This is a genomic window from Paraburkholderia sp. MM5496-R1, from assembly GCF_050436205.1.
GTDB classification, from domain to species: domain Bacteria; phylum Pseudomonadota; class Gammaproteobacteria; order Burkholderiales; family Burkholderiaceae; genus Paraburkholderia; species Paraburkholderia tuberum.
Genome location: NZ_JBNDLT010000002.1, coordinates 574,800 through 601,441 on the forward strand (window position 1 = coordinate 574,800; position 26,642 = coordinate 601,441).

The following is a 26,642-nucleotide window of genomic DNA, read 5'->3' on the forward strand; positions in this document are numbered from 1 at the left end:
TGGTCGAAGCCAGACGCCCGGCGCTTGATCCGCATCACACGTATTTCGGGTTTGAAACCGCAGAATCCGTTTCGAATCAGTGCGACATCAGCACCGGCACGGTCATCGACTGCAGCATGGTTCGCGTAACGCCGCCGAGCAACCTTTCCTGAACGCGCGCATGCCCGTACGCGCCCATCACCAGTAGATCGATATGACGGTCGGCAAGCATGTTCAACAGCAGCGCGCCGGTCGATACACCGTCCACTCCGGGCGTCCCGGCGAATCCCGCCTCGATGCCGTGCCGCGCGAGCCAGGCGGCGACGTCGATGCCGGCCGGTTCACCGCTCTGCGAATGGCGCTGCACCGTCATCACGGTGACGAATTTCGCTTTCTTTAGCACCGGCAGTGCATCGGCCACGGATCGCGCGCTTTCGCGGCTGCCGTCCCACGCAATCAACACGTTTTGCCCGAACGACCGGACGGCTCCGGCGTAAGGCAGTACGATGGCCGGGCGGCCCGCACTCATGACCACGTCCTCCACAAAATGGCGGGCGATATAGGACGAAGGCTCCTTCGGATCGGACTGACCGAGAATCAGAAGGTCCGCGTGGCGAGCGTGCAAAGCCGCTGTTTCGACCGCATCACCGGCTGGCGCGCGCCATTCAACGCTCAGGCCGGCGCGCTCGCCGGCCGCCAGGAAGCGTGCGTGGGCGTCCTTCAGATTGGCGTCGCGTTGCGCTTCCTGCGCAGCCACCCAGGCGCCTTCTCCATCCAAAAAGATCGGTCGCGCGAGTTCCTGGCACACCACGTACAAGCCGATCAGATGCGCTTCGTACCGGCGGGCCAGGTCGAGCGCGAATTCGGTGCGCGCGGCGCTATACGGACTGTCGTCCAGATGCACGAGCAGGGTTTTGCAGTTCATGATTGCTCCTTGGCAGCTTCGGCCGTTGGCGATTGTTCGCCTGTAGCCGGGTTCATGCAGTGCGCAGAGATCAGAAGCACCGGGCACTGCGCGATGCGCAGAAAGCGTTCGGCAACGCTGCCGAGCACCATCCGCCGGAAACCTCGGCGCCCATGGGTGCCTATCACCACCACGTCGGCCTTGAACTCGGCAGCGGCGCGCTGGATGCATTGCGCGACGTCGTCGGCGACCGGATCCGCCTCGACGATGCGCGGTGAGCCCGCCACGCCGGCGCGGCGCATGCGCGCGGCGGCGTCGTCGGTCACATGCGCGCCTTCTTCGAGAAGCGCGCCGCGGACGTAAGAGGGATCGTAAGAGGGCACGTCATACGTCATGAGCGGGACGTTCACGACATACAACGGCTGCAATTGCGCGCCGGCTTCGTGTGCAAGTTGCAAGGCGGCGTCGAGCGCATGACTCGACGTTTCACTGCCGTCGACCGCCACCAGAATCTGCTTGTACATGGCGAACTCCCCTTAAGGAGGCGGCTTAGGGCCGCGCCTGCAGAGCGCCTGCGATTGTCAGTGCGACATCAGCACCGGCACGGTCATCGACTGCAGCACCGTGCGGGTTGCGCCGCCCATCACCAGTTCTTGCCAGCGGGCATGGCCGTAGGCTCCCATCACGAGGAGGTCCGCACCGAGCCCGGCTGCTTCCGATAACAGGGTGTCGCCAACCGACGCGGCCGGACCGGCTTCGACGTCCTTGACTTCGACCTTGATGCCGTGCCGCGCAATCACCGCTGCGATGTCGGCGCCCGGAAGACGGGAGCCCGTTTCCCTGCGAGCGCCGTTGACCGCGACGATCGTGGTGAGCCGCGCTGTGCGCATGAACGGCAGCGCGTCATGCACGGCACGGGTGGCTTCGCGGCTGCCGTCCCAGCCGACCATCACATGGCCGCCGGGGGAAGTGACGCTGCTGGCGTTCGGCACCAGCAGCACCGGCCGGCCCGCGGACATGACCAGGTTTTCGGGGAAATAGTTGCCGACGTACGACTCCGGATCATCGGGATCGTCCTGGCCGGCGATGATCAGATCCGCGCAACGTCCCCGGTGCGGCACCGCGAGACTGGCTGACTGATCGACGGCGATCCACTCGCCCGCCACCCCGGCCCGGCTCAGCTCCGCATGGAAGAGGCGTTCGAGCGCACCGCGCCGCTCGGCGCGCAACTGCTCATGCGTCGCGTAGTAGCTGGCGGTGCCGGCCATCACGTACAGCGAGCGCGGATCGGGACTGAACAGGGCGAATACGCCGGCCAGATGGGCACCGAAGTGCTTCGCGAGGCGCAGCGCGATTTCGAGCCGCGGATGCGCGCGCCGGCTCGTATCCAGATGAACGACGATGGTTTTGTAGCTCATTGCAAAGCTCCCGGAAAGTGAATGGGCGGCGCCCGACCATGTGAACTGAGTCTATGAGCCGATGGCGCTGCGGCGTTGATTCAGATCAACCGTGCGACTGGTGGGGCGGGGACAGTGGAACCTGAAGACGACGGGGCGCGCCGGTCCGCAAACGCCCCGTTCACGGGCGCCCTGAGCCTGCCAGCGCACGTTCCGCCGTCAGCTTGGCGAGTGCGGCGGATGCGAGCCTTACGCGCACGCTGTCGGCACGGCTCGTGAGGATGATCGGCAGCCGCGCGCCGAGCACGAGACCAGCCGCGTCGGCGCCGGCGAAGTACATGAGCTGTTTGGCGAGCAGGTTGCCGGCTTCCAGATCTGGCGCCAGCAGGATGTCCGCCTGACCGGCCACGGGCGAATCGATCTGCTTGATTTTCGCGGCCGCCAGGCTGATTGCATTGTCGAAGGCGAGCGGGCCGTCCACTAGCGCGCCCGTGATCTGACCGCGCGCGGCCATGACGGTCAGCGCGGCAGCGTCGAGCGTGGTCGGCATGCGCGAGTTGACCGTTTCGATCGCGCCGAGGACCGCGACCCGCGGGAGTTCGATGCCCAGCACGTGCAACAGGTCGATGGCGTTCTGGCAGATATCGCGCTTATGGTCGAGCGATGGCGTGATATTGACCACGGCGTCGGTGACCACCAGCGGCTTCGAATAGGCCGGCACGTCCATCGCATAGACATGGCTGATGCGCCGCGAAGTGCGTAAGCCGGATGTCCGCGCGACGACCGCGCCGAGCAGTTCGTCCGTGTGCAGACTGCCTTTCATCAACGCGGCGACCCGGCCGGTCGCGCCCATTTCCACGGCACGCGCAGCCGCCGCATGACTGTGCTCGACCGCTTCGATCGGCACACCCGCGAGGCTGAGATTGGCGGCCTCGGCAGCGGCGCGGATTTTGGCTTCGGGGCCGATCAGCACCGGTTCGATCAGGCCTTCGTCGCGGGCTTCGATCGCTGCCAGGATGGCTTCTTCCGAGCAGGGGTGAACGATCGCCGTGCGCAATGCGGGACGCACGCGCGCCTGCCGCATAAACGCGTCGTAGCGGTCGTGACGTCGCAAGGCGACTTCGGCATTCGCGGTGCATGGCCACACTACCGGCATCGACGGTGCAACGACCGTTGCCGTGCCGAGCAGCACGCTGTCGCCTCTCTGGTTCGTGCAGCAGATGTCGAGCAGGACGATGCGTCCGTCACTGCGCTTTTCCTTCACCTTGACCATCGCGGTGATGGTGTCCCCCGCTGAGACAGGATGACGGAACTGCAGGGTCTGGCCGAGGCAGATCGTGCCGGGGCCGGGCAGCCGCTTGCCGAGCAGCGCGGAAATCAGCGCGGCGGTCCACATGCCGTGTACGACTCCATGGCCGGTCAGCGCGCCCGCGGCGATCGCCGCATCTTCATGCGCGGGATCGAGATCGCCCGATACGGCCGCAAACAGATCAATATCGTTCTGCAGGGCCACGCGTACGAGCGACGCCGACTCGCCGATTTCGATTTCGCCGAAAGTGCGGTTGCGCAAAAGGTTGTCGTTCACGATGGCTCCGACACGACACGATGCCGTGTGAGTTTCAGGTACGTCGATTAAGTCATGCCGAGGCTCCGGTGAGTTGATCTGCATCATCTGTTTCGGAGACGCGGCTGCTGGCGTCCTGCATTCCGTCAGACCGGCGCACGCTGACCGACGGTATCGCACAGCGCTTCGGCGAAGCGTTTGAACGCATGCAGCGAGCCCCCGATGCTCTGGTATTTTTCGCGGCCGATCTGTCCGTCGAGCGTAATCAGCAGCCCCGACTCGCGCGCGAGCGCGAGGATGGCATCGAATTCAGGGATCGCGTTGCGCGCGTCCTGTGATGGTTCCGCCGATGTCGCGGCGCGGGCGAAAAAGGCTGTGTCCGACATGGCCGGTCTCCTTACGGGTCTACCTCGGCACGCGCACCGGGCGCATCGCGAGGGCAATCGATTCGGGCTGTCACGAATCCAGTATGGGTCGGCACCCGGCCGGTACAAATCAGGTGGCACCGAGCTTCAGGTAGGACGTTCTGCATGCTTGTCAGGTTTTTCCTACGCAACGATGCGCCGTCATGACGGCCAGGTTCGTCGCTTGATATGGATCATGAGAATTCGCTCAACCGCGCCTATGCTCGTGGCATGCGCTGCGAATCCAGCATGCGAATGCACAACCGCATCGCACGTTCACTGTGACCGTGTCGCGGCGTGCTTTTTCCTGCTTTTCTCTTACCCGGGAATAAACATCAGCAGCGCGGCCACGCCCATCACCAAGGTGGCGATCGAGCCGAGCACGATCAGCGGTTTGCTGGCCGTGAACGCGCCCATCACCGATTTCCTCGACACGAGGATCATCACGACTACCAACAACGGCACCGCCACCACGCCGTTGATGACCGCGCTCCAGAACAGCGCCTTCATCGGGCTGATCGGCGAATACTGGATCACGAGCGCGGCCAGCACGCTGACGGCGATGATCGCGTAGAAGCCGCGTGCGTCGCGCACCTTGCGCTCGAGCCCCTCATGCCAGCCCATCGCTTCGGATAGCGCATACGCGCCTGAACCCGCCAGCACCGGCACGCCGATCAGACCGACGCCGAGGATGCCCGCCGCGAACAGGAGGTAAGCGAAGTCGCCGGCGAGCGGTCGCAACGCGCTCGCGGCCTGTGCCGCCGTGGTGATATCGGTCACGCCGGCCTCGTGCAGCGTCACGGCGGTCGCCAGCATGATGAAAAAGGCGGTGAGGTCGGAATAGAACATGCCGGACCATGTGTCCCAGCGAATCCGTTGCAGCTCGCGGGGCGCCGCGCCGGCATCCATGATGAGCGCGGCATCACCGCGATGGGCGTGCAGGTCTTCTACTTCTTCGGAAGCCTGCCAGAAAAAGAGGTAGGGGCTGATGGTGGTGCCGAATACGCCGACGACCATCGCCGCCGCGTTGCCGTTCAGCGTCAGATGCGGCCACAGCATGCGCCAGCCCACTTCGCGCCAGGGCACGTGAACGGTCAACAGCACGACGGCATAGGCGAGCAGCGAGACCGTCAGCCACTTCAGAAAGAACACGTACCGATGGTACGGCACGAAAACCTGCAGCAGCAGCGTGCCGAACACGAAGCAGGCCGTCATCAGGTGCCGGTCGACGCCGCTCACCAGTTCCGCCACTTCGCCCATCGCGGCAACATCGGCGGCGATGTTCAGCACGTTCGCGACCAGCAGCAACGACACGACGCCCATCAGCACGACAGGTGGGAACGCGCTCTTGATGTTGGCGGCGAGCCCTTTGCCGGTCACCCGGCCGAGGTTCGCGCACATCGACTGAACCGCGGCCATCAACGGAAAGGCGAGCGGCATCGTCCATAGCATGTTCAGGCCGAACTGCGCGCCAGCCTGCGAATAAGTGGCGATGCCGCTCGGATCGTCATCGGCGACGCCCGTGATGAGGCCCGGACCGACATGGGCCAGCGGATGCTCCTTCAGACGCGCGAGCAGCGTCCGCAGGCTTTTGGTATGCCGCAAACTGTCGACTTCCACCCGATCACCTCGCTAATGGTCCCGCAGCGTCGCGAATGCCTTGTAGACGATCCGCGGGTCATGCTGCCCCTTGTAGACAGCCGGTGCGGCCCGATCGAGCCCGAGCAGTGCATACACCGCGTTCTGCGCCGAGCGCACCGAGTATTCGACGGTGAACACGACGTCGTCGGGCAACTCGCAGAACTGCCCGATGAAGGCGAGATTGCGCCATTCGTCAGGTACCACGGCAGGCCGGTCGCCGCGACGGCGCGGCAGGAACTGGCTCGTGATGAACGGCATCATGCAGGGAATGCAAACCGCGTGCTCGAGGATTCGGGCCGACTCCGACTGCATCTTCAGATGACCCACGATCTCCGTCAGGATCTCGCGACCGGTGCAGGCCTGCATCGGCTTGTCGACGAAATCGCCTGGCTGATCGACTCGCAAGCCGTACCCCCAGAACACCTGCACGTCCGCCGGCTGACCGATGAAATGCGGCTGATGCGGCAGCACGATAGACACGAGCCAGTTCGACTCCGGAAAAGTAATCAGGCCGCCTTCGCCGGGCACATTGCCGGTCAGATCGCGGATCAGCCGGAACAGCGTCGGGTCGCGCAGCGTCACCGTGAAGGAGAGCCACTTCGACGCGTCGACATGATCGGCGAAGATGGACGGATGACCGAATTCCGGCCGGCCCGCGGCGATGTTTTTCCACAGGCTCCAGGCCCCCGTTGCGTCGACCGTATCCAGCGGCGCGGGACGGTCCATGCCGCCCAGGCTGGAGGCGGCCGTCATCGAGCCGAGCGTGACGATCACCTTGTCGGCGGGATCGACCGGCAGATCGAAGCGCCCGTGCGCCGTTTCGCCCACTATTGCGCTGACCCGGTTCAGTGGGCCCGTTTCGTCGAAGCGAAGCTCGGTGACCCGGGTGTCCTGCCGGAATGCCACGCCGTGGTCGTCGAGCCAGCGGCGCAGCGGCCGGATCATCGAATCGTACTGGTTATAGACCGTGCGCATGATGCTGTGCAACTGGTTGAAACCGGTGGACATATGCGCGAAACGCAGCAGATAGCGGCGGAATTCGACCGCGCTATGCCACGGCTGGAATGCGAACGTCGTGCACCACATGAGCCAGAAATTGGTTTCGAAGAAGGAGGTGTCGAAGTGATCGGCAATCCGGCTAGCGCCGAGCATCGCTTCCGGTTCGATCGACAGGCGGCCGAGCGTCACCAGATGCTTTTCATCGAGCCCGTAGGCCGGCGCGTCTTCGCGTTTGCCCGCGCGCACGAGCCGCGCTCGCGACGAGGTTCGCATGGTTTCGTTCCAGTCGAAGATTTCCTGCGTCACGCTTTTAGTGCCGTCCAGCGTGGGGATCGACGAGAAGAGGTCATACGTGCACAGATACTTGCTTTCGAGCATGCGCCCGCCGCGCGCGACATAGCCGTTTTCGGGATTGCCCGCACCATCCAGGCTGCCGCCCAGCTTGTCGAGCGCTTCGAAAATGGTGATGTCGCAGCCGCGCACGTGGCCGTCGCGGATCAGGAAGGCCGCGGCCGCCAACGAGGCGATGCCGCCGCCGACAAGATAGAACTTGCCGTTCTCTGCGGCATGGCCGTCACGGTCGACGTCGGCGCGCGGCGCATGTGCGTGAATCGGATCAGAGTTTTGCACGTTGTTTTCCCTTTCGAGGTTCGCTGCAATCGAACTGCAGCCGGACCGCCCTGCCGCGCAGAGCGGGCGTTGTTCCAACATACGCGAGGCTCGGGTGATCCGATTGAGTTGGATCAAGCAACGATCGCGGCGGCGCGCTCGGGCGGGCGTCGAACTCAGGTTGATTCGCAAAGGCGACGCGGGCGGCGCCGCGCTGCGTATCTCGCCTCTTTGTGATCCGCATCAAGTTCGCCCGAAGCTGCCCTCATACGATGGTCCAGTGATCAGGAAAGGCCGGCATCCCCTCGATGTCTTGACGCAGGTCAAGTGGCTCAAACCGTCCCAGCCGATGATCCAATCATCCCGCCGGTTGCGTCTCGTCAACTCACCCCCGCCACTGCAGCGGGCGAATTCGCTAAGGAACCTGCGCGAAAACGCTGGAAGCCTGGGAGAGGGCACATGGGAGTCGGCATGCAAATCGTCTATCTCGGCTTTGCCGGGACGTCGCAAATCGAAGCTGAGGCGGCTTCGCAACTGGTGCGCCTGGAGCGGTTCAGCAGGTCAATCGCGGGTTGTGATCTGGTGATCGAATCGGTCCATGCCGCGCTTCCTGACCATCGGGCCAACGTGCAGCCAGGCGATGCGCGCGGTCGGCTGTTCGAGGCCCGGCTCGACCTGATCATGCGCAGCGGCGAACTCGTCCCGATCAAACGTTGTGTCGACGCCAACGCGCAAGCAGCGATCCAGGCGGCATTCAATTCCGCCGAGGAGCAACTGGCGTGCAATCCGGTGCGTAGCCGGTCCTGATCATCGCAACGAGTCGTGCGACGGCAGCGCTTTTTAATGCCCTACGAGGAGCAAGTCATGTACCAAAACATTCTGGTTGCCGTGGACGGCAGCGAGGCGTCGAAACGCGCGGTTAGTGAGGCTACCCGTATGGCCAAGCTGGCGCATGCGAAGCTGACCGCAGTGTATGCGATCGACCAGTCGGCGGCCTTTATTTACGCGGGCGCGTGCGACCCGCATCTGTTGACCGATGCCGCGCGCCAGGTCGGACGAAGCCTGCTGGACGACGCACTCGCGAAAATGGAAGTCCTCGACGTGGCCGGCGATTCTGAAATCATCGAAACCCAGGGCATCGCCGAAGACATCGCGAGTTGCATCGCACGCTGTGTCGAGCGGCGCGGCGCGGATCTGGTGGTGATGGGGACGCATGGCCGGCGCGGCATGCGGCGCATGGTGCTCGGCAGCGTCGCCGAGCGTTTCGTGCGGCATTCGCCGTGCCCCGTGCTGCTGGTTCGGGAAAGCGCCGCCGACGCCTGAGCATCGTCCTGACTATCAGACGATGCTGCGCGACTACATGGCGGCTACCACGAATCTCTGGCAACAGGGGCTCGTTTCGGCGGCCCGGCACCAAACCGCGTGCAGCGACGGCATGCGCGACGCGCTTGCCGGATGGCAGGCCGCATGGACCGGCAACCGGCGGCAGGGCGCCGGCATGGATCTCGCGACGCTGCCGCTGCAGGACTGGATGCGGCGCTTCGAACAGACGGTCAGGGACGCGCTGGACGGCGGCGCGCCATTCGGTTGGCGCACGGATTCGGCGACGCCTCCCGCGACGGCACGCCGCTTTGCGCAATCAGGAGAACAGCATGTCGGCTAAGCGCATTGCCTTCATCACCGGCGGTATGGGCGGACTGGGCGCCGCCATTAGCCGACGCCTTCATGATGCCGGCATGGTGGTCGCCATGTCGCATTCGGAACGCAACGATCACGTCGCCACCTGGCTGGTGCGCGAGCGCGACGCCGGCCGCCGTTTTCATGCCTACGAAGCCGACGTGACCCGTTTCGATTCGTGCGCGCATTGCGCGGAACGCGTGCTCGACGAATTCGGCGCGGTCGACGTTCTCGTCAACAATGCCGGCATCACGCGCGATTCGAGCTTTGCGAAAATGAACAAGGACGACTGGGATGCGGTACTACGCACCGATCTCGACTCGCTGTTCAATATGACCAAGCCCTTGCTCGGCGGGATGGTCGCGCAACGCTTCGGGCGCATCGTGAATATCGGCTCGGTGAACGGCGCGCGCGGCGCCTTCGGCCAGACCAACTACGCGGCGGCGAAAGCGGGGATTCATGGCTTCACGATGTCGCTGGCGCTGGAGGTTGCGAAACATGGCGTGACGGTCAACACCGTCTCGCCCGGTTACCTCGCGACCGCGATGACCGCGGCCGTCCCGAAGGATGTGATGGAGACGAAGATCTTGCCGCAGATTCCGGTTGGCCGCCTCGGGCAACCCGACGAAGTGGCCGCGCTCGTGGCGTTCCTCTGTTCGGACGACGCAGGTTTCGTCACCGGCGCGAACTTCGCCATCAACGGTGGGATGCATATGGGCTGAAGCGGCGCGGCGAACGTTTCGAGCGGGCGGCGACCGACGACTATCGCTTGATACATGTCAATCCATGTGGCGCGAGACGGCCTAAAGTCGGTCGTATGGCAGGCCAGTTTCCCTCAACGGAGTTAGCACATACGGGCGGCCGGGTTCTGGGCAACAAGATTGATGGCACCCAGGCCGAGTACGTGCGCATTGCGCACGCCGAGACGAGCCGATGCTGCTAAAGACGGTCCGAGCGGGCCGCATCGATCCCGCGCGGCCGATTACGCACCGCTTCAAGCTCGAAGACGTGGCCGGTGCCTACGATACCTTCAGCCGTGCCGCGGACACGCATGCGCTGAAAGTGATTAATGAAGTGTCCTGACCGGCGCGTTGCGCGGACGCATGCGCACCCGCGCCATTAACCCAGCCCCCTATCCATGACCGTAATGGATGATCCAAGGAGTAACACGATGAGCAACTTGACCCGTTTTGACCCGTTTGCAATCGAACCCATGTCGGATCTCTTTCAGGGCCTGTTCCGCCCACTGCGCGGTGGCGCGGGCGGGGAGGCGCCGCTTGCCGATATCAAGATCGATGTGACGGAGAGCGATACCCAGTACACCGTGAAAGCCGAACTGCCCGGCGTCGAGAAAGACGATATCGACGTGAAGATCGACAGCAATCTCGTATCGATCAGCGCCAAGGTCGAGCGTAAGCAGGAGCTGAAGGAGGGCGAACGCGTGGTTCGTCGCGAACGCTATTCGGGCGCCGTCAGCCGTTCGTTCTCGTTGCAGAGCGAGATCGATGAAGCCACTGCAACGGCGCAGTACAAGGACGGCGTGCTGTCGCTGACGCTGCCCAAGAAAGCGGCCTCCGCGCGCAAACGCCTGCCGATCAACTGATTGGCGCGGCGCCGGGCGCACCGCTGTACGTCCCGGCGCAGCGGCAACCCTTGCATGCCAACAAGGAGCAGGCAATGAAGTCAGACATGGAATTACAGCAGCAGGTCGAAGAAGAGCTGGCTTGGGATCCGGCCGTCAGCGTCACGGACATCGGCGTCGAAGTATGCGACCGCGTCGTCACGCTGTCCGGCCACCCGGTCAGCTACGCGGAAAAAGTCGCGGCGGAAAAGGCGGCGCAACGTGTCGCGGGCGTGAAGGCCGTCGTCGTGGAAATGGATGTTCGCCTGCTGCATACGGATGTGCGCACCGACGAAGACATCGCCAAAGCCGTTCGCACGATCCTGCGCTGGACCGTCGGGCTGAGCGAAGAGTCGGTCAAGGTGCAGGTCGAAAAGGGCTGGGTGACACTAAGCGGCGAAGTCGACAATGCCTATCAGAGTCATGTCGCGACCCGCACCATTTCGCATATGCGTGGCGTGACGGGCGTATCGAACGTGATCCGTATCGTTAGCGACGCGGCCGCGCAGGATATCGGCGTGCAAATCAGCCAGGCCCTGCAGCGTCACACGGACCGTGAAGCGAAGCATATCGCGATCAAGGCACACGAAGGCACCGTGACGTTGACGGGCAAGCTCGATTCGGCGGCGGCGCGCTCGGCTGTGCGCGGGGCCGCGTGGTCGGCACCGGGCGTGCATGCGGTCATCGACAATCTGACCGTGGGCTAGCTTGCGGCGTGGCGGCCGGCGCGCATTTGCGTGCGCCCGCGTCACTTCATCTGGGTGAAACATCAGGAGCGACTCATGACGCTTTCCGGAAAAGTTGGCGACGGCCATTGGTCGGTATCGGTCGTGACGCATCCGACGACGGGCGGTTTCAACTGCTCGATACAGCTCAGTCACACGACACCGGAAGGCGTCTTCACCCACGAGTTCACGCACAGCAGCGTACTTCCGAGCGAACGCGAAGCCGTGCTCGCCGGGCTGCGCGAGGGGATGGTGTGGGTGCAACTGAAGATGTCAAAGACGTTGTCGCTTCAGGCGGCAGACCAAGCTCAACTCAAACCACACTCAACGCAATAGTCAGGAGACTTGCCATGCGTGCTTTCGACATAATGACCCGTAACGTGGTATCCGTCAGGCCCGACATGACGGTGCGCGAAGTCGCGAGGATGTTCGTGGAAAAGAGAATCAGTGGCGCGCCGGTAGTCGATGCGGCCGACGCTATCGTCGGCATGATCAGCGAAGGCGATCTGCTTCGACGCGTCGAGCTCGACACCGATAAACCCGTGCGTTCGTCATGGCTCGACCTGTTCTCCGCGAGCGACGACGCTCGCAACTATGTGAAGTCGCATGGACTGAAAGTCGAAGACGTGATGTCGCGCGAGGTCGTCTCCGTGGACGAAGACACGCCGATCAGCGACGTCGCCACACTTCTCGAAACGCAGCATATCAAACGCGTGCCCGTGACCAGGGCCGGCAAGATGAGCGGCATTATCAGCCGAGCCAATCTGATTCAGGCATTGGCCAGTCTCCCGGAGGAGCCTGCGCGCGACGCCGGCGCCGCCGTCACGGACCGGGAGATTCGTGCGATGTTGATGGGCGAGTTGGCCGGCCACAAGTGGGCATTCGCAGGACGCAACATCGTCGTGAGCGACGGCGTGATCCATCTCTGGGGCGTCTTCCACTCGGCGGAGTCCGTCCAGGCGGTTCGCGTCGCAGCCGAGAGCATCCCCGGCGTGAAGGGCGTCGACGACCATACGGAGCCGTATCCGGTCATGCCGGGTATTTGAACGGCCGGCCGTCGGCGAGAGAACTGCCGCGGCTCTGCCGGGCTGTCCGGATTGGTATAAAGTGAACCGGGCGCCGCCACTGGCGCGTTGGACCCATATTGCCGCCCCCGTTCCTCATCGGTCAGCCTCCAAAATGAAATACAGGGACTATTACGAGATCCTGGGTCTCGAACGCAGCGCTTCTCCGGAAGACGTCAAGCGTTCGTATCGTAAGCTCGCGCGGAAATATCATCCTGACGTCAGCAAGCATGACGATGCGGAAGACCGCTTCAAGGAGTTGGGCGAGGCGTACGAGGTGCTCAAGGACCCCGAGAAGCGCGCCGCCTACGATCGCATGGGCGACAAATGGCGCGACGGTCAGGATTTTCAGCCGCCGCCTAACTGGGACGAAGGCTTCGAATTCCGCGGCGCGGGCAGTCAGCCGGGTGCGCAGACCGACTTCCATGAATTTTTCGAGTCGATGTTCGGCGGCGCGCGCGGCGCGCATGCGCATGCGGGGCCCAGGGCGTTCAACGTGCGAGGCGAAGATCATCACGCGAAAGTGCTGATCGATCTCGAAGACGCGTATCGCGGCGCGCAGCGTTCGATTTCGCTGCAAGTGCCGGTGATCGATGCGCAAGGCCATGTCGCACTGGAATCGCGCACGCTCGACATCTCGATTCCGAAAGGGATACGCGCGGGCCAGCATCTTCGGCTAGGCGGTCAGGGCGGCGCGGGTGCCACGCCCGCGGACGCTGGCGACCTCTACCTGGAAATCGGGTTTCGCGAACATCCACGCTTTCGCGTCGACGGCCGCGACGTATCGCTCGAATTGCCGGTCGCGCCGTGGGAAGCCGCGCTGGGCGCGAAGATCGCGGTGCCGACGCCGGATGGCATGGTCGAGATGACTATACCGCGGGGTTCCGCCGGCGGCCGACGCCTGAGACTCAGAGGCAAGGGGATCCCCGCCAATCCGCCTGGCGATCTCTACGTGATACTGAACATCGTTCTGCCGCCGGCGGACAGCGAAACGGCGAAGGCCGCTTACGAATCGATGCAACGGGCCTTCAACTTCGATCCGCGCGCGCACTTTTATGGAGGATCATCGTGAAAGAGACCAGGACGACGACCTGCCTGCAAGGACAGGTTGTCGACGAGAGTGTCGAGTTTACGCTCGTCGAATTAAGTCGGGCGAGCGGGGCATCGGAAGAGGAATTGAGGCTTTGGGTCTCCGAAGGCGTGTTCGAACCCAAGGGGGATCAACCGCAGGAATGGCGTTTCAGTGGTGCGGCGTTTCGGCGCGTACGGACCGCACAGCGGCTCGCACGCGATCTTCAAATCAACCCTCCTGGCATCGCGCTCGCCCTCGATCTGCTCGACGAAATCGATGCGCTGCGCGCGCGTGTCAATCGTCTTCGTGCTGGTTAGACGCTGGTGCGCGATGTGTGCTGCCGCGTTGCGTCAGGCTACGCGCAGTGCGTCGTCTTTCGCCGGCCGCGCTGACGCGTCGGTGGGAGATAGCACCGGCAAAGAGGCCTGTACTGCCTCGGCAATGGCAAGCGAGAGTCTGTAGCGACAGAGGTCGCTGGGTCGGCCGGTAGGGTCGTAGGTGCTGTAGGCCAAACTGGATGTGCCATCGTCCGAGTAGTCGCCGGTGTCCGCTACGAGCAGGCTGATCAGAACTTTACCCGGTTTCGTGCCGTCGCCTGGCAAGCACAGTTGAATCCTTGCAAAGAGATCGGGACTGTCGCCAGATCGGTCCAGCACGTGTTCATATACGGGCAGCAAGGTGACGCCGTGGAGGGCGACGGTAAAGCCGGGCTTGTTGCCTAACGCCTTGTACACGATACCTTTGAGTGTGAAGCGGGGTTCATGGCAGGGCGCCTCCAGCGCAACCGACAATGCCCGCGCGGCGGCGTCAAGCGAGGCCGCACGGTCTAGCAGGTAGGCGACTTCGTCGGCATTGTGGGACATGGCGAACTCCATTTGAAATATGCGGACACCCTAACGAGCCGCCCGGACGATGTTGTCCAGGATCAGTATGGCCGCCAATCTGACGGGCATCACCACCAAGCTTAGTGACGTGTCCGCCGCCGCATTTGATGCAAATCAATCTGGCCGAAATGTTCGCTGCCCGTGTGCTGCGCTGGCTGGTCCATTACCGCTTCGGATTTATCGGCGCGGCTTGTAGACGAGCGACATGGCGGCAGAGCGTGCGATGTTGAATGCTCCCGTGGCTTCCCGATGTGAACCGCGTCGACGCTCTGTAGTGCGCGCTGGTCATCCGCGATGACACTCTCCGAGGATGCCAGCCGGATCGGGTCAGTCTGATCGGTGCGACGAAGGAAGTCAGTCGGAATTGAGACTATATTGAATGACAGAATTTCCTTGCACATCGCGCGGGTTGGGGTGGCGCACAGTCATGGGTGACCCGGCCGGGGTTCCGGGTATTCCCTACAGGAGGCACGAGATGAGGCGCATCTATTTCCTGTTGCCCAACGTCGAGAGCGCAAAAGGGATCATCGACGAACTCCTTCTCAAGCGCGTCGAATGGCGGCATATCCACGTGCTGGCCCGCCCCGATGTACCTCTCGAAGACTTGCCCGCAGCGACGCTTGCGCAGCTCAGCGGATGTCGAGGGCACGGATCCGACCATACCTGCGTTTCCTTAATTTCCGCAGACCCGATAGGGACGTAAAGAAGCCGATAGGCGTGCGCAGGAGAGCACAATGAGAGACGAATACGGGACGAAACGCCGACAGTTCGTTCATGCCTTGGCGGCAGGCGGCCTGATAGGCATGGGTGGCGGTTGGGTACGCCGCTCGTGGGCTGCCAATGCAGTGACGCTGCCGTTCGCGAACGGTCTGCGAGAGTTGACGAGTGGGTTTCCGCATAAGGGTGAGATGCTCCTCTTGCGAAGCCGCCCGCCTTTGCTCGAAACACCGTTTTCCGTATTCGACGCAGGCGTGTTCACCCCAAATGACCGGTTTTTCGTGCGTTGGCATCTGGCCGGCATTCCGACCCGGGTCGACGGCGGCGCCTTCCGACTGGTGGTGCGGGGACTGGTCGGCCGCGAACTTAGCCTGAGCGTCAGCGAAATCATGAATGGCTTTCCTCACGTCGAAGTGGCTGCCGTGAATCAGTGCGCAGGCAACTCTCGCGGTTTCTTCAAACCGCGTGTCGCCGGCGGAGAGTGGGGCAACGGCGCGATGGGCAACGCCGTGTGGACCGGCGTGCGGCTCAAGGATATTCTCGATCGGGCAGGGGTTAAGGCGGGCGCCGTTCAGGTTCGTTTCAATGGGCTCGACACAGGGGTGATCGCGGCCACGCCCGACTTCATCAAAACGCTCACTGTCGACCATGCCCGCGACGGCGAAGTGATCGTGGCGTTCGGGATGAACGGCCAGGCGTTGCCGCTTCTGAACGGGTTCCCGTTGCGGCTCGTGGTGCCCGGTTGGTATTCGACATACTGGATGAAGATGCTGAACGACATCGAGGTCATCGACCGGCCGGACGAGAATTTCTGGATGGCCAAGGCGTACCAGATTCCTGACACACCTCACGCGAATGTCGAACCCGGACAGACTGGCGTCAAGACGGTGCCCATCAACCGGATGGTGCCAAGATCGTTCTTCACGAACCTCGGCGACGGTTCCGTGCTCCCGGTGATGCGGACGCAGACGGTCAGGGGAATCGCATTCGGTGGCGACGCGGGTGTGCAGCGGGTCATGTTTTCCTCCGACGGGGGCGGTTCATGGATGCCGGCGCGCCTTGAAAAAAGCTATGGAAAATACAGCTTCCGCCGCTGGGATGCGCAGTTCACACCCCATTACGCCGGCGAGTTTGTGTTGAAGGTGAAGGCGGTCAACGAGAACGGCGTTGAGCAGCCGGACACACCGAACTGGAACAGCGGCGGCTATATGCGCAATGTCGTCGAATCGGCAACTGTGGTCGTCGCGTGAGGAGGCGAACATGAAAGCGTCTGCTGCAGTGCTGCTGGTATGGGCGAGTTGTGTGAGCGCGTCTGCCATGGCTGGGCCGGACAAGCCTGGAGGCGCTGCCGTAATCCGGGCCGTCGACGTCACGCTGCCCAATGGCAGCCTGACTTTCCCGCCGGGCGTTGGTTCGAACCTCGCGAACGCGCAATGCGTGATTTGCCATTCAGCCGGAATGGTCACCCGGCAACCGCCATTGTCGTTTCAGGAGTGGAAAGCGGAAGTGGCCAAGATGCGTGCGGTCTACGGTGCGCCGCTGGCTGTCGATGAGGTTGATCAGATCGCACGATATCTGACGGCGATCAACGGGAAGCCTTGAATCCTTGCGCGTCGGATACGCGGTAGTAAGAGTATTGATCACCACAACCCGCTGTCGGCATCGTGTCTGCCATCGCGGCCTTCCAAACTTTCCCCGGAGCAGCAAATGGCAAAGAAAGATCCATCAGGACAAACCAGCAGGTGAAGACCGGGTGGAAATACCAGTCCCACTGCCGAAGGTCCACGCGGTAGATGCTGAGACGTGCAACTGGAATATGGAATCGATAGGTCACGCTGGGTACGACGCCTACGTCCCGCGTGTTATCGAGAGGCGAGAAGAGAGTACTTTCTATCTGACGCCGCTGAGCACGACGAAAAGTTAGGCGATTCGATCGCGCGCCATTGAGTACCGAGCACATTTCTGACCGAGTACCAGACTGTGCTTGCCGACGAAACGCTGAGTCAGGGCAACCGATGCCAGTCCGCTGCCGATCAGAACTGCGCCACGCGCGCTCGTATCGAGATGAACGAGAATGCTTTTGTAGCTCGTCGCCGGTGCTCCGTGGCTGAACATGGAGAGACGGGCGGCAGCCCGTGCTGAGATCGAGTCCAGGGGCCGGGTAAGCGCGGCTGATGACGCAGATCAAGCGCGCTAAACCCGCAGCGAGCCGCGCAACGCGCCGAAGTCGGTGCGTGGTTGACGGTGGACAGGCGTTGGGTCCGGCACCGTGAAAGTCGGCTTGTCGCGCTGCGGATGCATGACATCCGCAAGGTGCAAAGGCAAGCCGTGACGCGCCGCGTCGTAGCGCCGTGCCGCTTCGTCGTAGCGCTCGCGCGCGAAGGCGATCCGGCCGGCCGACGAGGCGAGCCGCGACTGCAGCGCGTGAAACGGCGGGCTCGCGCTCAGACGGTGGACACCCTCGCAGGCGATCAGCAGTTGCGAAATCGCGTCGGTCAGATCGCGTTGCGCGACATCGAAGTGTTCAAAAGAAGCCGGCGAATCGAGCAGCGCGGGCGACGCCTGCAGATCCGCGACGGCCGCGCGTGACCTTGCCACTTTCGCGAGCACCGGCGCATCGGGCGGCAGATACCCGCGCGCGAGCGTGAGCGCCTGCGCTGTCAGGTCGAGGCGTGCGTCGTACAGGTCCAGCACGTCGGCGAACGCCGCGGCGAGTTCGTGATCGGCAGCCGGCGCCGGATCGGTCCCGCATCCGGACATGCAAAGCAGCGCAAACAGAATCGAAACGATCAGAGCCGCTCTCATGTCGTCCTCGCTTGGGGGTGATTACGTGGCCGTGGCCGTGTGCATCGCCAGCGTAAGCGCGTCGCGCAGGTTCGGCTTGATCGTCGTCAATAAAGCGCGGTTCGGCATCGCGACGCGGGTCTCGGCGCGTGTCCCCGGCCGGTGTCGCTTGCGAGGTTTGATCAGGATCAGATTTCATCCGCGGCGTACCGCTATCGTGGGGATTCCAGAACCGATCGTGGAGTGCGCGACGCGGGCGCCGTGGGCGGACGCGACGCAAGCAGATTGGAGCCGCGATGAGCAGCAAACTCAGTGAGATCGAGAGCCGCATTGCCTCGGCGAGACAGCTCGACACGGTGATCGGCGCGATGCGCGGCATCGCCGCCGCGCGCGTCGGGGCGATGCTGGCGGCGAGCCGTCATGTGAAGGACCGGCTGCAGGAACTCACGCGCGACTACCGGATCGTCCGGCAGGACGAGATCACCGCCGAAATCGCCGAACTGGCCGCGACGGGCGCCTGCGTGCCGCCGGCTACGTCGGCACGGGGGCAGTCGTGAAGCGCGCCGCGTGCTGGCTCTGTGTGTCGATGCTCGGTCCGGTGCTGATCGCCGGCTGCGCGAGCGCGGCGCGCGAAGCGGCCTTCCGTCGCGAGGAGGTCGCGCTGTTCGAGGCGCGCCAGCAGGCCGCCGTGCATTGCGAAGCCCAGGACGATTGCGAGGCGGCGTGGGCGCGCGCACGCGCGTTCGTCGCCACCCATTCGGCGAGCCGGATCGTTCGCGCTGACGACACACAGATCGAAACCGCGCGACCGCATTCGTTCGGCTTCGTGTATCTCGCGGCGCTGAAGGAGCACACCGACGAAGGTAACACGCAGATCCAGCTGAAAGCGATGTGCCGCGGTATGTACGACACCGACGGCAAAGCGAGCCTGCTGTATTCGACCTGCGCGGATGCGATCGTCGCGGTCGAAGGCGAGTTTCGCGCATGGATGCGCTCGGCGAGATGACGCAGGCCGCCGGTGCACGCGAGCATATCAGTCCGCGCCAAGGTGACGCTGTCGTCCGATCGTTCATCGAGGGTCAGCCGATTCCTACGATCGGTCTCGACGGACTACCCGCGTTTCCGCCGTCGCTGATTTAGATAACGCGGTCCGTTGCCAATAATAGATTCGAAGGCACGCCGCATTGCACGGCGTCAAGCTCGGCGAGACTGAGGAGTAGGCAATGAACGACACTGTCATTCCGTTGCGGGCACTGGTCGAGAAATGGCTTGCGCCAACCCGCGCGACACCCGCGCATGTCGTGCGCACCGGCCGCATGGCGATCACGCGGGCGCGTTATGTCCGGCTCGAAGGCGCGATTTCTTCAAGACCCCTGACGATCGTTTTTTTCCGGAACGGCACCGGTTCGTGGGATGTGTTCCCGCCCGATGAACAGGTACCTGCGATGAGCGCGCGGTTTTAAGCGCCGATAGGTATTCGGTAACGCGCGCGGACCAATGACCGCTTGCACCGCTCTTCATCGCGCTTGACTCAGGTCAATGACCACGTTTTGCGTCGTAACACTATAAGCCAGTGGTATCTGGCGCTGACCACGGACGGTTCGCAGAGCGTCCGGACCATATACGAGAGGGGAGCGGAGGATGGGCATCGGCATGCAGATTGTCTATCTTGGCTTCCCAGGCGCGGCGCAGCTTGAAGCGGAGGCAGGTGCGCAACTGGTGCGTCTCGCGCGGTTCGAAGCGCTCTTGTCGAACTGCCATCTGGCGATCGAGGCATTACGCCCGGACCGCAGCAGCCTGCTTTACGACGTGCGACTCGATCTGATCACGCCCGCGCACGAATTCAAGCCGATCGCTCATTGCGCAGGCGACAACGCCGAGGCGGCGATTCGTGGCGCGTTCGATCTCGCGGAACAAGAACTCGAAACGATCGCAGCGCGAGCGCGCACGCACTGACCGACGGCGGCCCGACACACGCTGGCGCGCGTTAGCCTGCGTTGCAGCATTGTGCGGCTTCCCGTTCCATGCAAGCGCGAAATGCAGTTTCCCGCGCTCTGATCGATATTCGCTGCCGACCCGTCGATTGAATAATCCGGACGCCAATCATGAACACGACATTATAGTACTAATGTCGTGTTGTGGATTGAATTGTGTAGTATATGGTGCGTTTTACGTTGTATTATCAACACGTCCATATTTCCCCAAAGCCGCTTCCACCATGACCCTCGAAGCCGACATCGAAGTCGCCCGTCAAAACGCGTCCGACACGCAGACGCTTTATCGCGAGGTCTGCGCGTTGCTGTTTTTCCGTTACGGCGAAACGCCGACCGCGAACCGCCTGTACCAGCTGGTGCGCAAAGGCAGCATGAGCGCGCCGGCCAAAGCGTTGCGCGATTTCTGGACCGACGTGCGCGACAAGACGCGTGTGGACGTCGGCCGTCCGGACTTGCCGCCCGAGGTCGCAGCGGCTGCCGGCGAATTGGCGGCCCAGCTGTGGCGTCTGTCGAGCGACGCCGCGAACGCCGCGCTCGACGTGTTCAGGCACGACGCGGACGCGCAAATCGCCGCCGCGCAAGAACAGGCCAAACAACAGGACAAGCAGCGTCAAGACGCCGTCGACAAAGCCGAACAGGCGGCCAACGATGTCGCGACCCTGCGCGCGCGGATTGCCGGACTCGACGCGCGCATCGTCGAGCTGCAGACGGCCAACGACATGCTGACGGCGCAACTGGCGACATCGAAGGAAGAAATCGCGGCAGGAGCCGCCGCGCTCGCCGATGCCCGCCACGATTTCGCCGACGAACTCGCGAAGCTGCGCCGCTCGCACGAGCAGAACGAGCAGCGGCTCGCCGCGGCGGAAAAGCGCGCCTTGCTCGAAATCGACGGTGAACGAGCGGTGGCGCAACGTCTGCGCAAGGAGCTCCAGGCGAGTCACGAGCGGGCGGCGACGCTCGAAGCCGAATCGCGGGCCGAGCGCGACGCGATTCGGGACGAGTTGGCCGCATCAAAGGCAGAACTGGCTGCCTCCGCTGCGCGGCATGCCGCGACCCGCGGGCAGCTTGCGGAAAAGGATGCGTTGCTGGCTGAACGGGTGGCGGCGACCGACCTGTTGCGCGAGCGTATCGGCACGCTCTCGCGTCAGATCGAGACGGCGCGAACAGAAAAAACGTCCGCGCGCCCTGCCCGCCGCGCCCGCGAAACATCACCCGTGCAGGGCCGCGCGACGGTGGGCTTCTCGGGCGCACCGTTCGTCAAACGTTCGACCAACGCCAAACCACGCGAAGACTGAGGACTGCCGGCGCCCCGGCGGCATGTCACCACGCGAGTCGCGATAAGTGGTTACCTTGAATTCGACAAAACCGGTTATTCCACCAAGCCAGTCGACCCTCTAACCTGATCTCACGTCAAACCCACCGCAAGGATGGACCACATGAAGATCATGCACGTCGAGGCCAGCGCGAAACGCGAGCGATCCAATTCCCGCGCGCTCGCCCGCTATTTTCTCGAGCGTCTGCGCGAAGCACGCGTCGACTTCGACGTCGATTATCTGGACTTGACAGTCGACACGCCACCGCACGTCACCGAAGCGTTCGCGATCGCCACGTACACGCCCGCGCACGAGCGCACGGCGGCGATGCGGGCGACGCTGGCGTCATCGGATGCCCTGTGCGCGCGCCTTCTCGCCGCCGACGCGCTGGTGTTCGCCATGCCGATGTACAACTGGTCGATGCCGTCTGCGTTCAAGGCGTTCATCGATAGCATCACGCGGACCGGCGTGACCTATCTGTAGCGGCCCGATAACATCCGACGCAGGAACCGATTACATCGGGTTTGCGGGACCACATTCGCTGAGAATATCGGCACGCGTGGGACCACATTACATGGAGAATGGGCCCACTTTATGTGATAACAGCCCGATAACATCGGCCAGGAACCACATTAGGTGAGAATGCCCAAGCGGCTCAGCCAAGGTGGGTGTCAACGTCAGCTAACGTTAAGGGTTATTCGATGCCTGCCGTTGGCCACAGGAACGCGACGTACCTCGGCGCGCGCCGGGGCCGGGCCACGCCCGCGCACACTGAAGCTCTGGGTTGATCGATATCAACATAGTCAGAACGCTTCGGACGATGCTAGAAGTTGCGCGTCACGCCACGTGCGGGATGCGTCGCCGTACCGGCGTCCTTCGGCGCCGTCGACGATTGTGCAGGAGACCGGGATGAAGTCAGACCAAGCGCTAAAACAAGACGTTGAGCAGGAATTGCTCTGGGACCCGGCAATCGACGCCAGGCAGATCAGGGTAACGGTGCATGATCGCATCGTTACACTCGTGGGGGCAGTGTCGAGTTACGCGCAGAAACTCGCGGCACAGAAGGCGGCGCAACGTGTGACCGGCTGCCGCGCGCTCGTGATGGAATTGAATGTCCCGGAATCGTCGCCTGCGTCGCACAGCGATGAGGATCTCGCCACCGCGATCTTATCGGCGCTCAAGTGGCAGGAGGACTTCCCCAAGGACGCCATTCAGGTCGAAGTCGAACGCGGTTGCGTGACCCTTGCCGGCGAAGTCGACTGGGGCTATCAGCGTCATGCCGCTGAAATGCTGGTGAGCCGCATGCGTGGAGTAATGGGTGTGTCGAACCAGATCACCGTCCGGGCCGATGAAGTCGCCGCCGACGTTGGTGCCCAGATTTCTGCAGCACTTGCGCGACGTGCAAAGCGAGAGTTCGCCGGCATCGCAATCGACGTGCACGACGGGGTCGTCACGCTGACCGGTACTGTCAGTTCGCTGGCAGAAAAGCGCGCTGCGTGCGGGGCTGCGTGGTCAGCGAAAGGAGTACAGCGCGTCGTGGATAAGTTGAGCGTGGTGTGAAGCGCGGACCTAGGGCGCAATCGTGCACCCCGCTTCGACTCAAGTGTTCGACAGGCACTCGACGTTCCAAGGACGGCCTCCTACGCTGCGGAAGGTCTTCACTTCGGTGCCACAGCAGCCATTCGACTTCCGCTGGAACTTGTCGACAGCGAACGGGGCTTTCGAGAAATTCGAATGCTCCTTGCCGACCCGTTGCTGACCGTCGGCCCCACCGAGACATATATGGCAGCTCTCAAGCGATACTGTTGAAAAAGTGGCTGACCGTCTCTCTCGGGAGGTTTTCATGGGTCTTCTTACCCTTGATCGACGCTCGCGAGCGGTTCGTGGGCCGATCTGAGAGGTCGATTTTTTAGCTTGCCAATTGCAAAAGCCATGTAGCGACTTTTTCAACAGTATCGAAGCAGAACTGCCGCCTGAATGTCATGGCGACGCAACGAACGGAGGTCGCCTTCTGGCCGCCCGCTGCCTGTCGGCGATCCGCAGCACGCGACCCGCATCTGACGGTCGGGTCGGCGCGTCATCAACGGCCGCTTGCGGGGGCGGATTCAACCGGGGTCGCGCCGATGAGCGCCACCATCAGGACAGCAGGTGATGAGCCGCCGCCATGCCGATGGCGACCAGATGCATGAGCCGGAGGAGCGGCTCATGCACCCACTGCCAGCCCAGCGCCACGCGCACCCAGATCGCGACGAGCCCACCGACGATGAAGAGCGCAATCAGCGTGCGCAACACAAGCACTGCATCGGCCGGCCAGATCGTGGTGTCGTTCGCTCCGCTCTTGATACAGATCAACAGTAGTACCGCACCGCGCAGCACATTAGTTGATGTGTGTGGCGCGCGTCCATCCAACGTCCCACACGCTCCCATACGGGCCGTACGCGTCGTAATACGCGCCATACGCTCCCCTCATCCCGCTGGAGTCGCAGCCATGAACCCCATTCCCCGAAAGGTCGTCATCATCGGCGCCGGCATTGCTGGCCTGTGCGCCGCGGTTCATGCGCGCAAGTGCGGATACGCCGTCACCGTGCTCGAGCAGCACGAACGTCCCGGCGGACTCGCCACCAGTTGGCAGCGTGGCACCTATACGTTCGAAGCTTGTCTGCACTGGCTGCTTGGGTCGAATTTGCACGACCCCACGCACGCGTTATGGCGCGAAGTGTTCGATATCGACCGCCTGCATTTCGTCTACCCGGAAGAATGGATGCGTGTAGAAAGCGAAGACGGAAATAGTCTGTCCATCTACTCGAATCTCGAGCGCCTCGAAGCGGAGCTGCTGCAGCACGCACCGCAGGACGAAGCACAGATCCGCCAGTTCATGCATGCCGTCCGCAGCCTGAGCCACTGCCCGCTGCCGTCGTTGAGCAGCGCCTGGCAGGACCGCCTCACGACGGGGCTGCAATTGCTTCGCCACATGCCTCTTCTTCAAAACCTCTCGCACATTACTTCCGAAGACTATGGCAAGCGGTTCAACGACTCGTTGCTGCGAGGCTTCTTCGGCGAAGGAGAAAACGCGCAGCTCGCGGTCGTTGCGCTAGTTTTCGCGCTCGCATGGGTCAGCAACCGCAATGCCGGCTATCCAATAGGCGGCTCGCACGCGGTGATCGGTCCGATCGCGCAGAACCTGCAGCAGCTCGGTGGTGTGTTGCGCACTGGCTCGAGCGTCAAGCAGATTCTCGTGGAAGACGACACTGCAGTGGGTGTGCAACTGGACGACGGCGAGCGCATCGACGCCGACTGGGTCGTCTCCGCCGCCGACGGGCACACGACCGTGTACAACATGCTCGACGGGCGGTATGTCGGCCCGCGCATGGCGCACGTCTATCGCACGTACAAGCCCTTCCCTTCGTTCCTGCAGGTGAGCCTCGGCGTGGCGCGCGATCTTTCGCAGCAATGCGGATATGTGATGCGACTGCTCGACAAGCCGTTCACATTAGACCCGCAAACAGTGCTACATCAGATCGCCTTCCGGCTGTTCCACTACGATCCAACGTTCGCGCCTGCAGGCAAGACCGCCGTGACGTGCACACTGCCCACGCGCAACGTGGGGTACTGGTCGCGGTTGAGCGAGCACGACCCGCAAGGATATGAAGCGGAAAAGCAGCGCGTGGCGAACACCGTGATCGCGATATTCGACAAGTCCACGCCCGGTGTGCGCGAAGCGATAGAAGTGGTCGACGTGTCGACGCCCGCCACCGTGGTCCGCTGCACGCGCAATTGGCAAGGCAGCATGGAAGGTTGGCTGCTCACGCCGCAGACGGGCGTAAGACCCTTGCCGCCAACGCTGCCCGGCCTGCGGCGGTTCCTCATGATCGGCCAGTGGGTCATGCCCGGCGGCGGGCTGCCGTCTGGCCTGATTACCGCGCGGCGCGCAGTGCGCCGCATGTGCCGGAAGGACGGCATAGCCTTCGTGCTTGATCAGCACGAGAAGTCGCCGAACGCAGCCGGCGGTTTTCCTGCCTGATGCAACCCATGCGCTGGCAACGCCGCATGGCCGCGAGGACGTCAAGCCATAAGAACGCAAGGACGTGACGCGACCGGCCGCACCCTCAATGGGCGGGCATACGCAGCTTGCCCCCGCAGGGCTGCGATCGGCAGCACGCGACCCACTGCCGCCGTTCAGGCTCACACAGTCCCTGCGGCCGCTTTCGAGTCATCAACGGCCATCCAACACGGACAGGGCCTGCCTGGTGCTCGGCCATACTGGCCCCCTGGCCGCTTCGATCGTCTCCGCCATCAGTTCATAAACGCCGGCTTCGCCAGCCGCTTGCGCCAGCGCGCTTAGGCGCACCGGCGGCTGCTTCAGGCCTGATCTGCTCATAGTGCAACTGTTGCCGGAAGAGATCTCCCGCGTCATCTGCTCATCTGCCCATAGGCTCGCCAATGGCCAGCCATATCGAGCTTCTGGTGTTGCCTTGGGGAGCGACGCGCTGCCGCCTATTGCCCGCGCGGCCCGCGCCCCCCTTCGCCGTCGACGCGCACAGCAAGTGGCGGCTCACCAGGGGTTCTTGTTCCATTTAGCATCCCAAAATCTTTCTGGTGGCCCCCTCCGAAACCGTCGAATGTCGCAAGAGCAACGGCATCGATAACGCCGGCATTGGCCAGGCGATGGAGAGTCTGACTGGGAGCCGTCCCCGTCAGGATTCCAAGCAAATCCGCATGGATCTTGAAGCCATACGTCCCTCTCAACGTCGCCGTGGTGCATGCGAAGTCATCTGTCTGCGCTACGCAATTTGGCGACAGTAATGCCATCCCGCTGCCACCGTTTCCTTGAAGAATCTGCTAAACATCTTCTTCTCCTTTCTGCTAAATCAGTCTGGGAAAATCAGCGATACCCCGACGTTGGAACGTGGCTTTGCGAACAGCAAAAGGCCTGTGTCCATCAACCGAAGTAACTGGATATATGCGTCGGTCATGCAACGGGCGGTTGCCCGGTCATCGAGCCGGTACGCCTGATCCGACGTCTCGCGGCTGCCAGCTAGCGCAAGGTGGTTTCGCGGATCGCAACGGCAATCCGCGAATCCTTCTGACTAGCGACCTACATATTTAGTGACCACTGTCGGGGTTGCATTGGGGTAGATGACCGCAGGTAGCCCACCCCGAGCGACCCATACCGCCGCTTATACTGCTGCTTCCGGAAACACCGCCATACGCGGAGTTACTGCTAGCATTGGCCGATGCCGATTGCCCATCTTGTTGCCTGGGTGCCTGCTGCGCTTGCCCATCTTGTTGCCCGG

30 protein-coding genes and 3 pseudogenes are annotated in these 26,642 nt (G+C 63.1%); 22 read left to right on the forward strand and 11 right to left on the reverse strand.

The window, feature by feature from the left end:
* Window positions 1-76: 76 nt before the first annotated feature.
* The 7 genes from OKW38_RS09435 to OKW38_RS09465 all read right to left on the reverse strand — a co-directional run bounded on the left by OKW38_RS09435 (window position 77) and on the right by OKW38_RS09465 (window position 7,518).
* On the reverse strand, window positions 77-904 hold the full coding sequence (locus OKW38_RS09435) for a universal stress protein (RefSeq protein ID WP_429361171.1): 828 nt from the start codon (window positions 902-904) through the stop codon (window positions 77-79).
* Window positions 901-1,407: a universal stress protein gene (locus OKW38_RS09440; RefSeq protein ID WP_429361173.1), complete on the reverse strand. Its 507-nt coding sequence runs from the start codon at window positions 1,405-1,407 to the stop codon at window positions 901-903. The genes OKW38_RS09435 and OKW38_RS09440 overlap by 4 nt, the downstream gene beginning before the upstream one ends.
* A 57-nt stretch (window positions 1,408-1,464) precedes the next feature.
* Window positions 1,465-2,301 carry a universal stress protein gene (locus OKW38_RS09445; RefSeq protein WP_429361175.1) on the reverse strand — a complete coding sequence of 279 codons (837 nt, stop codon included), beginning with the start codon at window positions 2,299-2,301 and terminating at the stop codon, window positions 1,465-1,467.
* A 160-nt stretch (window positions 2,302-2,461) separates the two neighbouring features.
* The gene (locus OKW38_RS09450) at window positions 2,462-3,865 is read right to left on the reverse strand and encodes a bifunctional enoyl-CoA hydratase/phosphate acetyltransferase (RefSeq protein ID WP_429361177.1); all 1,404 of its coding nucleotides are present in this window, start codon (window positions 3,863-3,865) and stop codon (window positions 2,462-2,464) included.
* A gap of 125 nt (window positions 3,866-3,990) precedes the next feature.
* Window positions 3,991-4,230, reverse strand: a complete 240-nt coding sequence (locus OKW38_RS09455) for a hypothetical protein (RefSeq protein WP_090804932.1) — start codon at window positions 4,228-4,230, stop codon at window positions 3,991-3,993.
* A gap of 336 nt (window positions 4,231-4,566) precedes the next feature.
* Window positions 4,567-5,868: an NRAMP family divalent metal transporter gene (locus tag OKW38_RS09460; RefSeq protein WP_429361179.1), complete on the reverse strand. Its 1,302-nt coding sequence runs from the start codon at window positions 5,866-5,868 to the stop codon at window positions 4,567-4,569.
* Between the two features lie 12 nt (window positions 5,869-5,880).
* The gene (locus OKW38_RS09465) at window positions 5,881-7,518 is read right to left on the reverse strand and encodes an oleate hydratase (RefSeq protein ID WP_429361181.1); all 1,638 of its coding nucleotides are present in this window, start codon (window positions 7,516-7,518) and stop codon (window positions 5,881-5,883) included.
* 306 nt (window positions 7,519-7,824) lie between these two features.
* Here OKW38_RS09465 and OKW38_RS09470 point away from each other — a divergent pair, with 306 nt between their 5' ends.
* The 11 genes and pseudogenes from OKW38_RS09470 (at window position 7,825) to OKW38_RS09520 (ending at window position 13,973) form a co-directional block, all read left to right on the forward strand.
* Entirely contained in the window at window positions 7,825-8,304 is a 480-nt protein-coding gene (locus OKW38_RS09470) for a hypothetical protein (protein WP_429361183.1), read from the forward strand.
* Between the two features lie 57 nt (window positions 8,305-8,361).
* Window positions 8,362-8,820, forward strand: a complete 459-nt coding sequence (locus OKW38_RS09475; RefSeq protein WP_429336496.1) for a universal stress protein — start codon at window positions 8,362-8,364, stop codon at window positions 8,818-8,820.
* Window positions 8,821-8,842: 22 nt separating this feature from the next.
* Window positions 8,843-9,160 carry a hypothetical protein gene (locus tag OKW38_RS09480; protein WP_429361185.1) on the forward strand — a complete coding sequence of 106 codons (318 nt, stop codon included), beginning with the start codon at window positions 8,843-8,845 and terminating at the stop codon, window positions 9,158-9,160.
* Window positions 9,150-9,896 carry a beta-ketoacyl-ACP reductase gene (locus tag OKW38_RS09485; RefSeq protein WP_429336494.1) on the forward strand — a complete coding sequence of 249 codons (747 nt, stop codon included), beginning with the start codon at window positions 9,150-9,152 and terminating at the stop codon, window positions 9,894-9,896. Before OKW38_RS09480 ends, OKW38_RS09485 begins: the two co-directional genes overlap by 11 nt.
* Window positions 9,897-10,104: 208 nt before the next feature.
* Window positions 10,105-10,257: pseudogene (locus OKW38_RS09490) on the forward strand (alcohol dehydrogenase); the annotation flags it as partial.
* Window positions 10,258-10,345: 88 nt separating this feature from the next.
* On the forward strand, window positions 10,346-10,777 hold the full coding sequence (locus OKW38_RS09495; protein ID WP_429336642.1) for an Hsp20/alpha crystallin family protein: 432 nt from the start codon (window positions 10,346-10,348) through the stop codon (window positions 10,775-10,777).
* Between the two features lie 74 nt (window positions 10,778-10,851).
* Entirely contained in the window at window positions 10,852-11,502 is a 651-nt protein-coding gene (locus OKW38_RS09500; RefSeq protein ID WP_429361186.1) for a BON domain-containing protein, read from the forward strand.
* A 75-nt stretch (window positions 11,503-11,577) separates the two neighbouring features.
* A complete protein-coding gene (locus OKW38_RS09505) occupies window positions 11,578-11,856 on the forward strand; it encodes a UDP-glucose 4-epimerase (RefSeq protein WP_429361188.1) in 279 nt (92 codons plus the stop codon).
* 14 nt (window positions 11,857-11,870) lie between these two features.
* Entirely contained in the window at window positions 11,871-12,566 is a 696-nt protein-coding gene (locus OKW38_RS09510; RefSeq protein ID WP_429361190.1) for a CBS domain-containing protein, read from the forward strand.
* A gap of 133 nt (window positions 12,567-12,699) precedes the next feature.
* Window positions 12,700-13,656 (forward strand): DnaJ C-terminal domain-containing protein, encoded by a 957-nt coding sequence (locus OKW38_RS09515; RefSeq protein ID WP_429361192.1) that lies wholly within the window; start codon window positions 12,700-12,702, stop codon window positions 13,654-13,656.
* On the forward strand, window positions 13,653-13,973 hold the full coding sequence (locus OKW38_RS09520) for a chaperone modulator CbpM (RefSeq protein ID WP_090804910.1): 321 nt from the start codon (window positions 13,653-13,655) through the stop codon (window positions 13,971-13,973). The genes OKW38_RS09515 and OKW38_RS09520 overlap by 4 nt, the downstream gene beginning before the upstream one ends.
* Before the next feature lie 33 nt (window positions 13,974-14,006).
* On the opposite strand, the gene OKW38_RS09525 is transcribed toward OKW38_RS09520, so the two are convergent.
* Window positions 14,007-14,519 (reverse strand): hypothetical protein, encoded by a 513-nt coding sequence (locus OKW38_RS09525; protein WP_429336491.1) that lies wholly within the window; start codon window positions 14,517-14,519, stop codon window positions 14,007-14,009.
* 496 nt (window positions 14,520-15,015) lie between these two features.
* On the opposite strand from OKW38_RS09525, the pseudogene OKW38_RS09530 reads away from it, so the two are divergent.
* The 3 genes and pseudogenes from OKW38_RS09530 to OKW38_RS09540 all read left to right on the forward strand — a co-directional run.
* Window positions 15,016-15,174: pseudogene (locus OKW38_RS09530) on the forward strand (DUF1269 domain-containing protein); the annotation flags it as partial.
* Window positions 15,175-15,274: 100 nt separating this feature from the next.
* Window positions 15,275-16,507: a molybdopterin-dependent oxidoreductase gene (locus OKW38_RS09535; protein WP_429361194.1), complete on the forward strand. Its 1,233-nt coding sequence runs from the start codon at window positions 15,275-15,277 to the stop codon at window positions 16,505-16,507.
* A gap of 10 nt (window positions 16,508-16,517) precedes the next feature.
* Entirely contained in the window at window positions 16,518-16,859 is a 342-nt protein-coding gene (locus OKW38_RS09540) for a c-type cytochrome (protein WP_429361196.1), read from the forward strand.
* Here the strand turns inward: OKW38_RS09540 and OKW38_RS09545 are convergent.
* A complete protein-coding gene (locus tag OKW38_RS09545; RefSeq protein ID WP_429361198.1) occupies window positions 16,843-17,091 on the reverse strand; it encodes a hypothetical protein in 249 nt (82 codons plus the stop codon). The two genes, OKW38_RS09540 and OKW38_RS09545, sit on opposite strands and share 17 nt — an antisense overlap.
* Before the next feature lie 359 nt (window positions 17,092-17,450).
* A complete protein-coding gene (locus OKW38_RS09550) occupies window positions 17,451-18,062 on the reverse strand; it encodes a LemA family protein (RefSeq protein ID WP_429361200.1) in 612 nt (203 codons plus the stop codon).
* A 275-nt stretch (window positions 18,063-18,337) separates the two neighbouring features.
* Here OKW38_RS09550 and OKW38_RS09555 point away from each other — a divergent pair, with 275 nt between their 5' ends.
* The 7 genes and pseudogenes from OKW38_RS09555 (at window position 18,338) to OKW38_RS09585 (ending at window position 22,908) form a co-directional block, all read left to right on the forward strand.
* Window positions 18,338-18,598, forward strand: a complete 261-nt coding sequence (locus OKW38_RS09555; protein ID WP_429336653.1) for a hypothetical protein — start codon at window positions 18,338-18,340, stop codon at window positions 18,596-18,598.
* Window positions 18,595-19,047: a hypothetical protein gene (locus OKW38_RS09560; RefSeq protein ID WP_090804898.1), complete on the forward strand. Its 453-nt coding sequence runs from the start codon at window positions 18,595-18,597 to the stop codon at window positions 19,045-19,047. Before OKW38_RS09555 ends, OKW38_RS09560 begins: the two co-directional genes overlap by 4 nt.
* A gap of 217 nt (window positions 19,048-19,264) precedes the next feature.
* Window positions 19,265-19,504 carry a hypothetical protein gene (locus tag OKW38_RS09565; RefSeq protein ID WP_429336485.1) on the forward strand — a complete coding sequence of 80 codons (240 nt, stop codon included), beginning with the start codon at window positions 19,265-19,267 and terminating at the stop codon, window positions 19,502-19,504.
* Between the two features lie 178 nt (window positions 19,505-19,682).
* A complete protein-coding gene (locus tag OKW38_RS09570) occupies window positions 19,683-19,997 on the forward strand; it encodes a hypothetical protein (RefSeq protein WP_090804894.1) in 315 nt (104 codons plus the stop codon).
* A 262-nt stretch (window positions 19,998-20,259) separates the two neighbouring features.
* On the forward strand, window positions 20,260-21,330 hold the full coding sequence (locus tag OKW38_RS09575) for a DNA-binding protein (RefSeq protein WP_429361202.1): 1,071 nt from the start codon (window positions 20,260-20,262) through the stop codon (window positions 21,328-21,330).
* Window positions 21,331-21,471: 141 nt separating this feature from the next.
* Window positions 21,472-21,825, forward strand: a pseudogene (locus OKW38_RS09580) (FMN-dependent NADH-azoreductase); the annotation flags it as partial.
* A 432-nt stretch (window positions 21,826-22,257) separates the two neighbouring features.
* Window positions 22,258-22,908, forward strand: a complete 651-nt coding sequence (locus OKW38_RS09585; protein WP_429336483.1) for a BON domain-containing protein — start codon at window positions 22,258-22,260, stop codon at window positions 22,906-22,908.
* A 576-nt stretch (window positions 22,909-23,484) separates the two neighbouring features.
* Here OKW38_RS09585 and OKW38_RS09590 read toward each other — a convergent pair.
* Window positions 23,485-23,700, reverse strand: coding sequence for a hypothetical protein (locus OKW38_RS09590; protein ID WP_429361204.1), 216 nt, complete (start codon window positions 23,698-23,700; stop codon window positions 23,485-23,487).
* A 136-nt stretch (window positions 23,701-23,836) separates the two neighbouring features.
* On the opposite strand from OKW38_RS09590, the gene OKW38_RS09595 reads away from it, so the two are divergent.
* A complete protein-coding gene (locus tag OKW38_RS09595; protein WP_429361206.1) occupies window positions 23,837-25,369 on the forward strand; it encodes a phytoene desaturase family protein in 1,533 nt (510 codons plus the stop codon).
* Window positions 25,370-26,642: the final 1,273 nt, after the last annotated feature.

Excerpts from the sequence above, each read along its gene's own strand:
- OKW38_RS09435 (WP_429361171.1), bottom strand. The coding sequence starts at position 904 with ATGAACTGCAAAACCCTGCTCGTGCATCTGGACGACAGTCCGTATAGC.
- OKW38_RS09440 (WP_429361173.1), bottom strand. The coding sequence starts at position 1,407 with ATGTACAAGCAGATTCTGGTGGCGGTCGACGGCAGTGAAACGTCGAGT.
- OKW38_RS09445 (WP_429361175.1), bottom strand. The coding sequence starts at position 2,301 with ATGAGCTACAAAACCATCGTCGTTCATCTGGATACGAGCCGGCGCGCG.
- OKW38_RS09455 (WP_090804932.1), bottom strand. The coding sequence starts at position 4,230 with ATGTCGGACACAGCCTTTTTCGCCCGCGCCGCGACATCGGCGGAACCA.
- OKW38_RS09475 (WP_429336496.1), top strand. The coding sequence starts at position 8,362 with ATGTACCAAAACATTCTGGTTGCCGTGGACGGCAGCGAGGCGTCGAAA.
- OKW38_RS09480 (WP_429361185.1), top strand. The coding sequence starts at position 8,843 with ATGCTGCGCGACTACATGGCGGCTACCACGAATCTCTGGCAACAGGGG.
- OKW38_RS09485 (WP_429336494.1), top strand. The coding sequence starts at position 9,150 with ATGTCGGCTAAGCGCATTGCCTTCATCACCGGCGGTATGGGCGGACTG.
- OKW38_RS09495 (WP_429336642.1), top strand. The coding sequence starts at position 10,346 with ATGAGCAACTTGACCCGTTTTGACCCGTTTGCAATCGAACCCATGTCG.
- OKW38_RS09500 (WP_429361186.1), top strand. The coding sequence starts at position 10,852 with ATGAAGTCAGACATGGAATTACAGCAGCAGGTCGAAGAAGAGCTGGCT.
- OKW38_RS09505 (WP_429361188.1), top strand. The coding sequence starts at position 11,578 with ATGACGCTTTCCGGAAAAGTTGGCGACGGCCATTGGTCGGTATCGGTC.
- OKW38_RS09510 (WP_429361190.1), top strand. The coding sequence starts at position 11,871 with ATGCGTGCTTTCGACATAATGACCCGTAACGTGGTATCCGTCAGGCCC.
- OKW38_RS09515 (WP_429361192.1), top strand. The coding sequence starts at position 12,700 with ATGAAATACAGGGACTATTACGAGATCCTGGGTCTCGAACGCAGCGCT.
- OKW38_RS09525 (WP_429336491.1), bottom strand. The coding sequence starts at position 14,519 with ATGTCCCACAATGCCGACGAAGTCGCCTACCTGCTAGACCGTGCGGCC.
- OKW38_RS09535 (WP_429361194.1), top strand. The coding sequence starts at position 15,275 with ATGAGAGACGAATACGGGACGAAACGCCGACAGTTCGTTCATGCCTTG.
- OKW38_RS09540 (WP_429361196.1), top strand. The coding sequence starts at position 16,518 with ATGAAAGCGTCTGCTGCAGTGCTGCTGGTATGGGCGAGTTGTGTGAGC.
- OKW38_RS09550 (WP_429361200.1), bottom strand. The coding sequence starts at position 18,062 with ATGAGAGCGGCTCTGATCGTTTCGATTCTGTTTGCGCTGCTTTGCATG.
- OKW38_RS09555 (WP_429336653.1), top strand. The coding sequence starts at position 18,338 with ATGAGCAGCAAACTCAGTGAGATCGAGAGCCGCATTGCCTCGGCGAGA.
- OKW38_RS09565 (WP_429336485.1), top strand. The coding sequence starts at position 19,265 with ATGAACGACACTGTCATTCCGTTGCGGGCACTGGTCGAGAAATGGCTT.
- OKW38_RS09570 (WP_090804894.1), top strand. The coding sequence starts at position 19,683 with ATGGGCATCGGCATGCAGATTGTCTATCTTGGCTTCCCAGGCGCGGCG.
- OKW38_RS09575 (WP_429361202.1), top strand. The coding sequence starts at position 20,260 with ATGACCCTCGAAGCCGACATCGAAGTCGCCCGTCAAAACGCGTCCGAC.
- OKW38_RS09585 (WP_429336483.1), top strand. The coding sequence starts at position 22,258 with ATGAAGTCAGACCAAGCGCTAAAACAAGACGTTGAGCAGGAATTGCTC.
- OKW38_RS09595 (WP_429361206.1), top strand. The coding sequence starts at position 23,837 with ATGAACCCCATTCCCCGAAAGGTCGTCATCATCGGCGCCGGCATTGCT.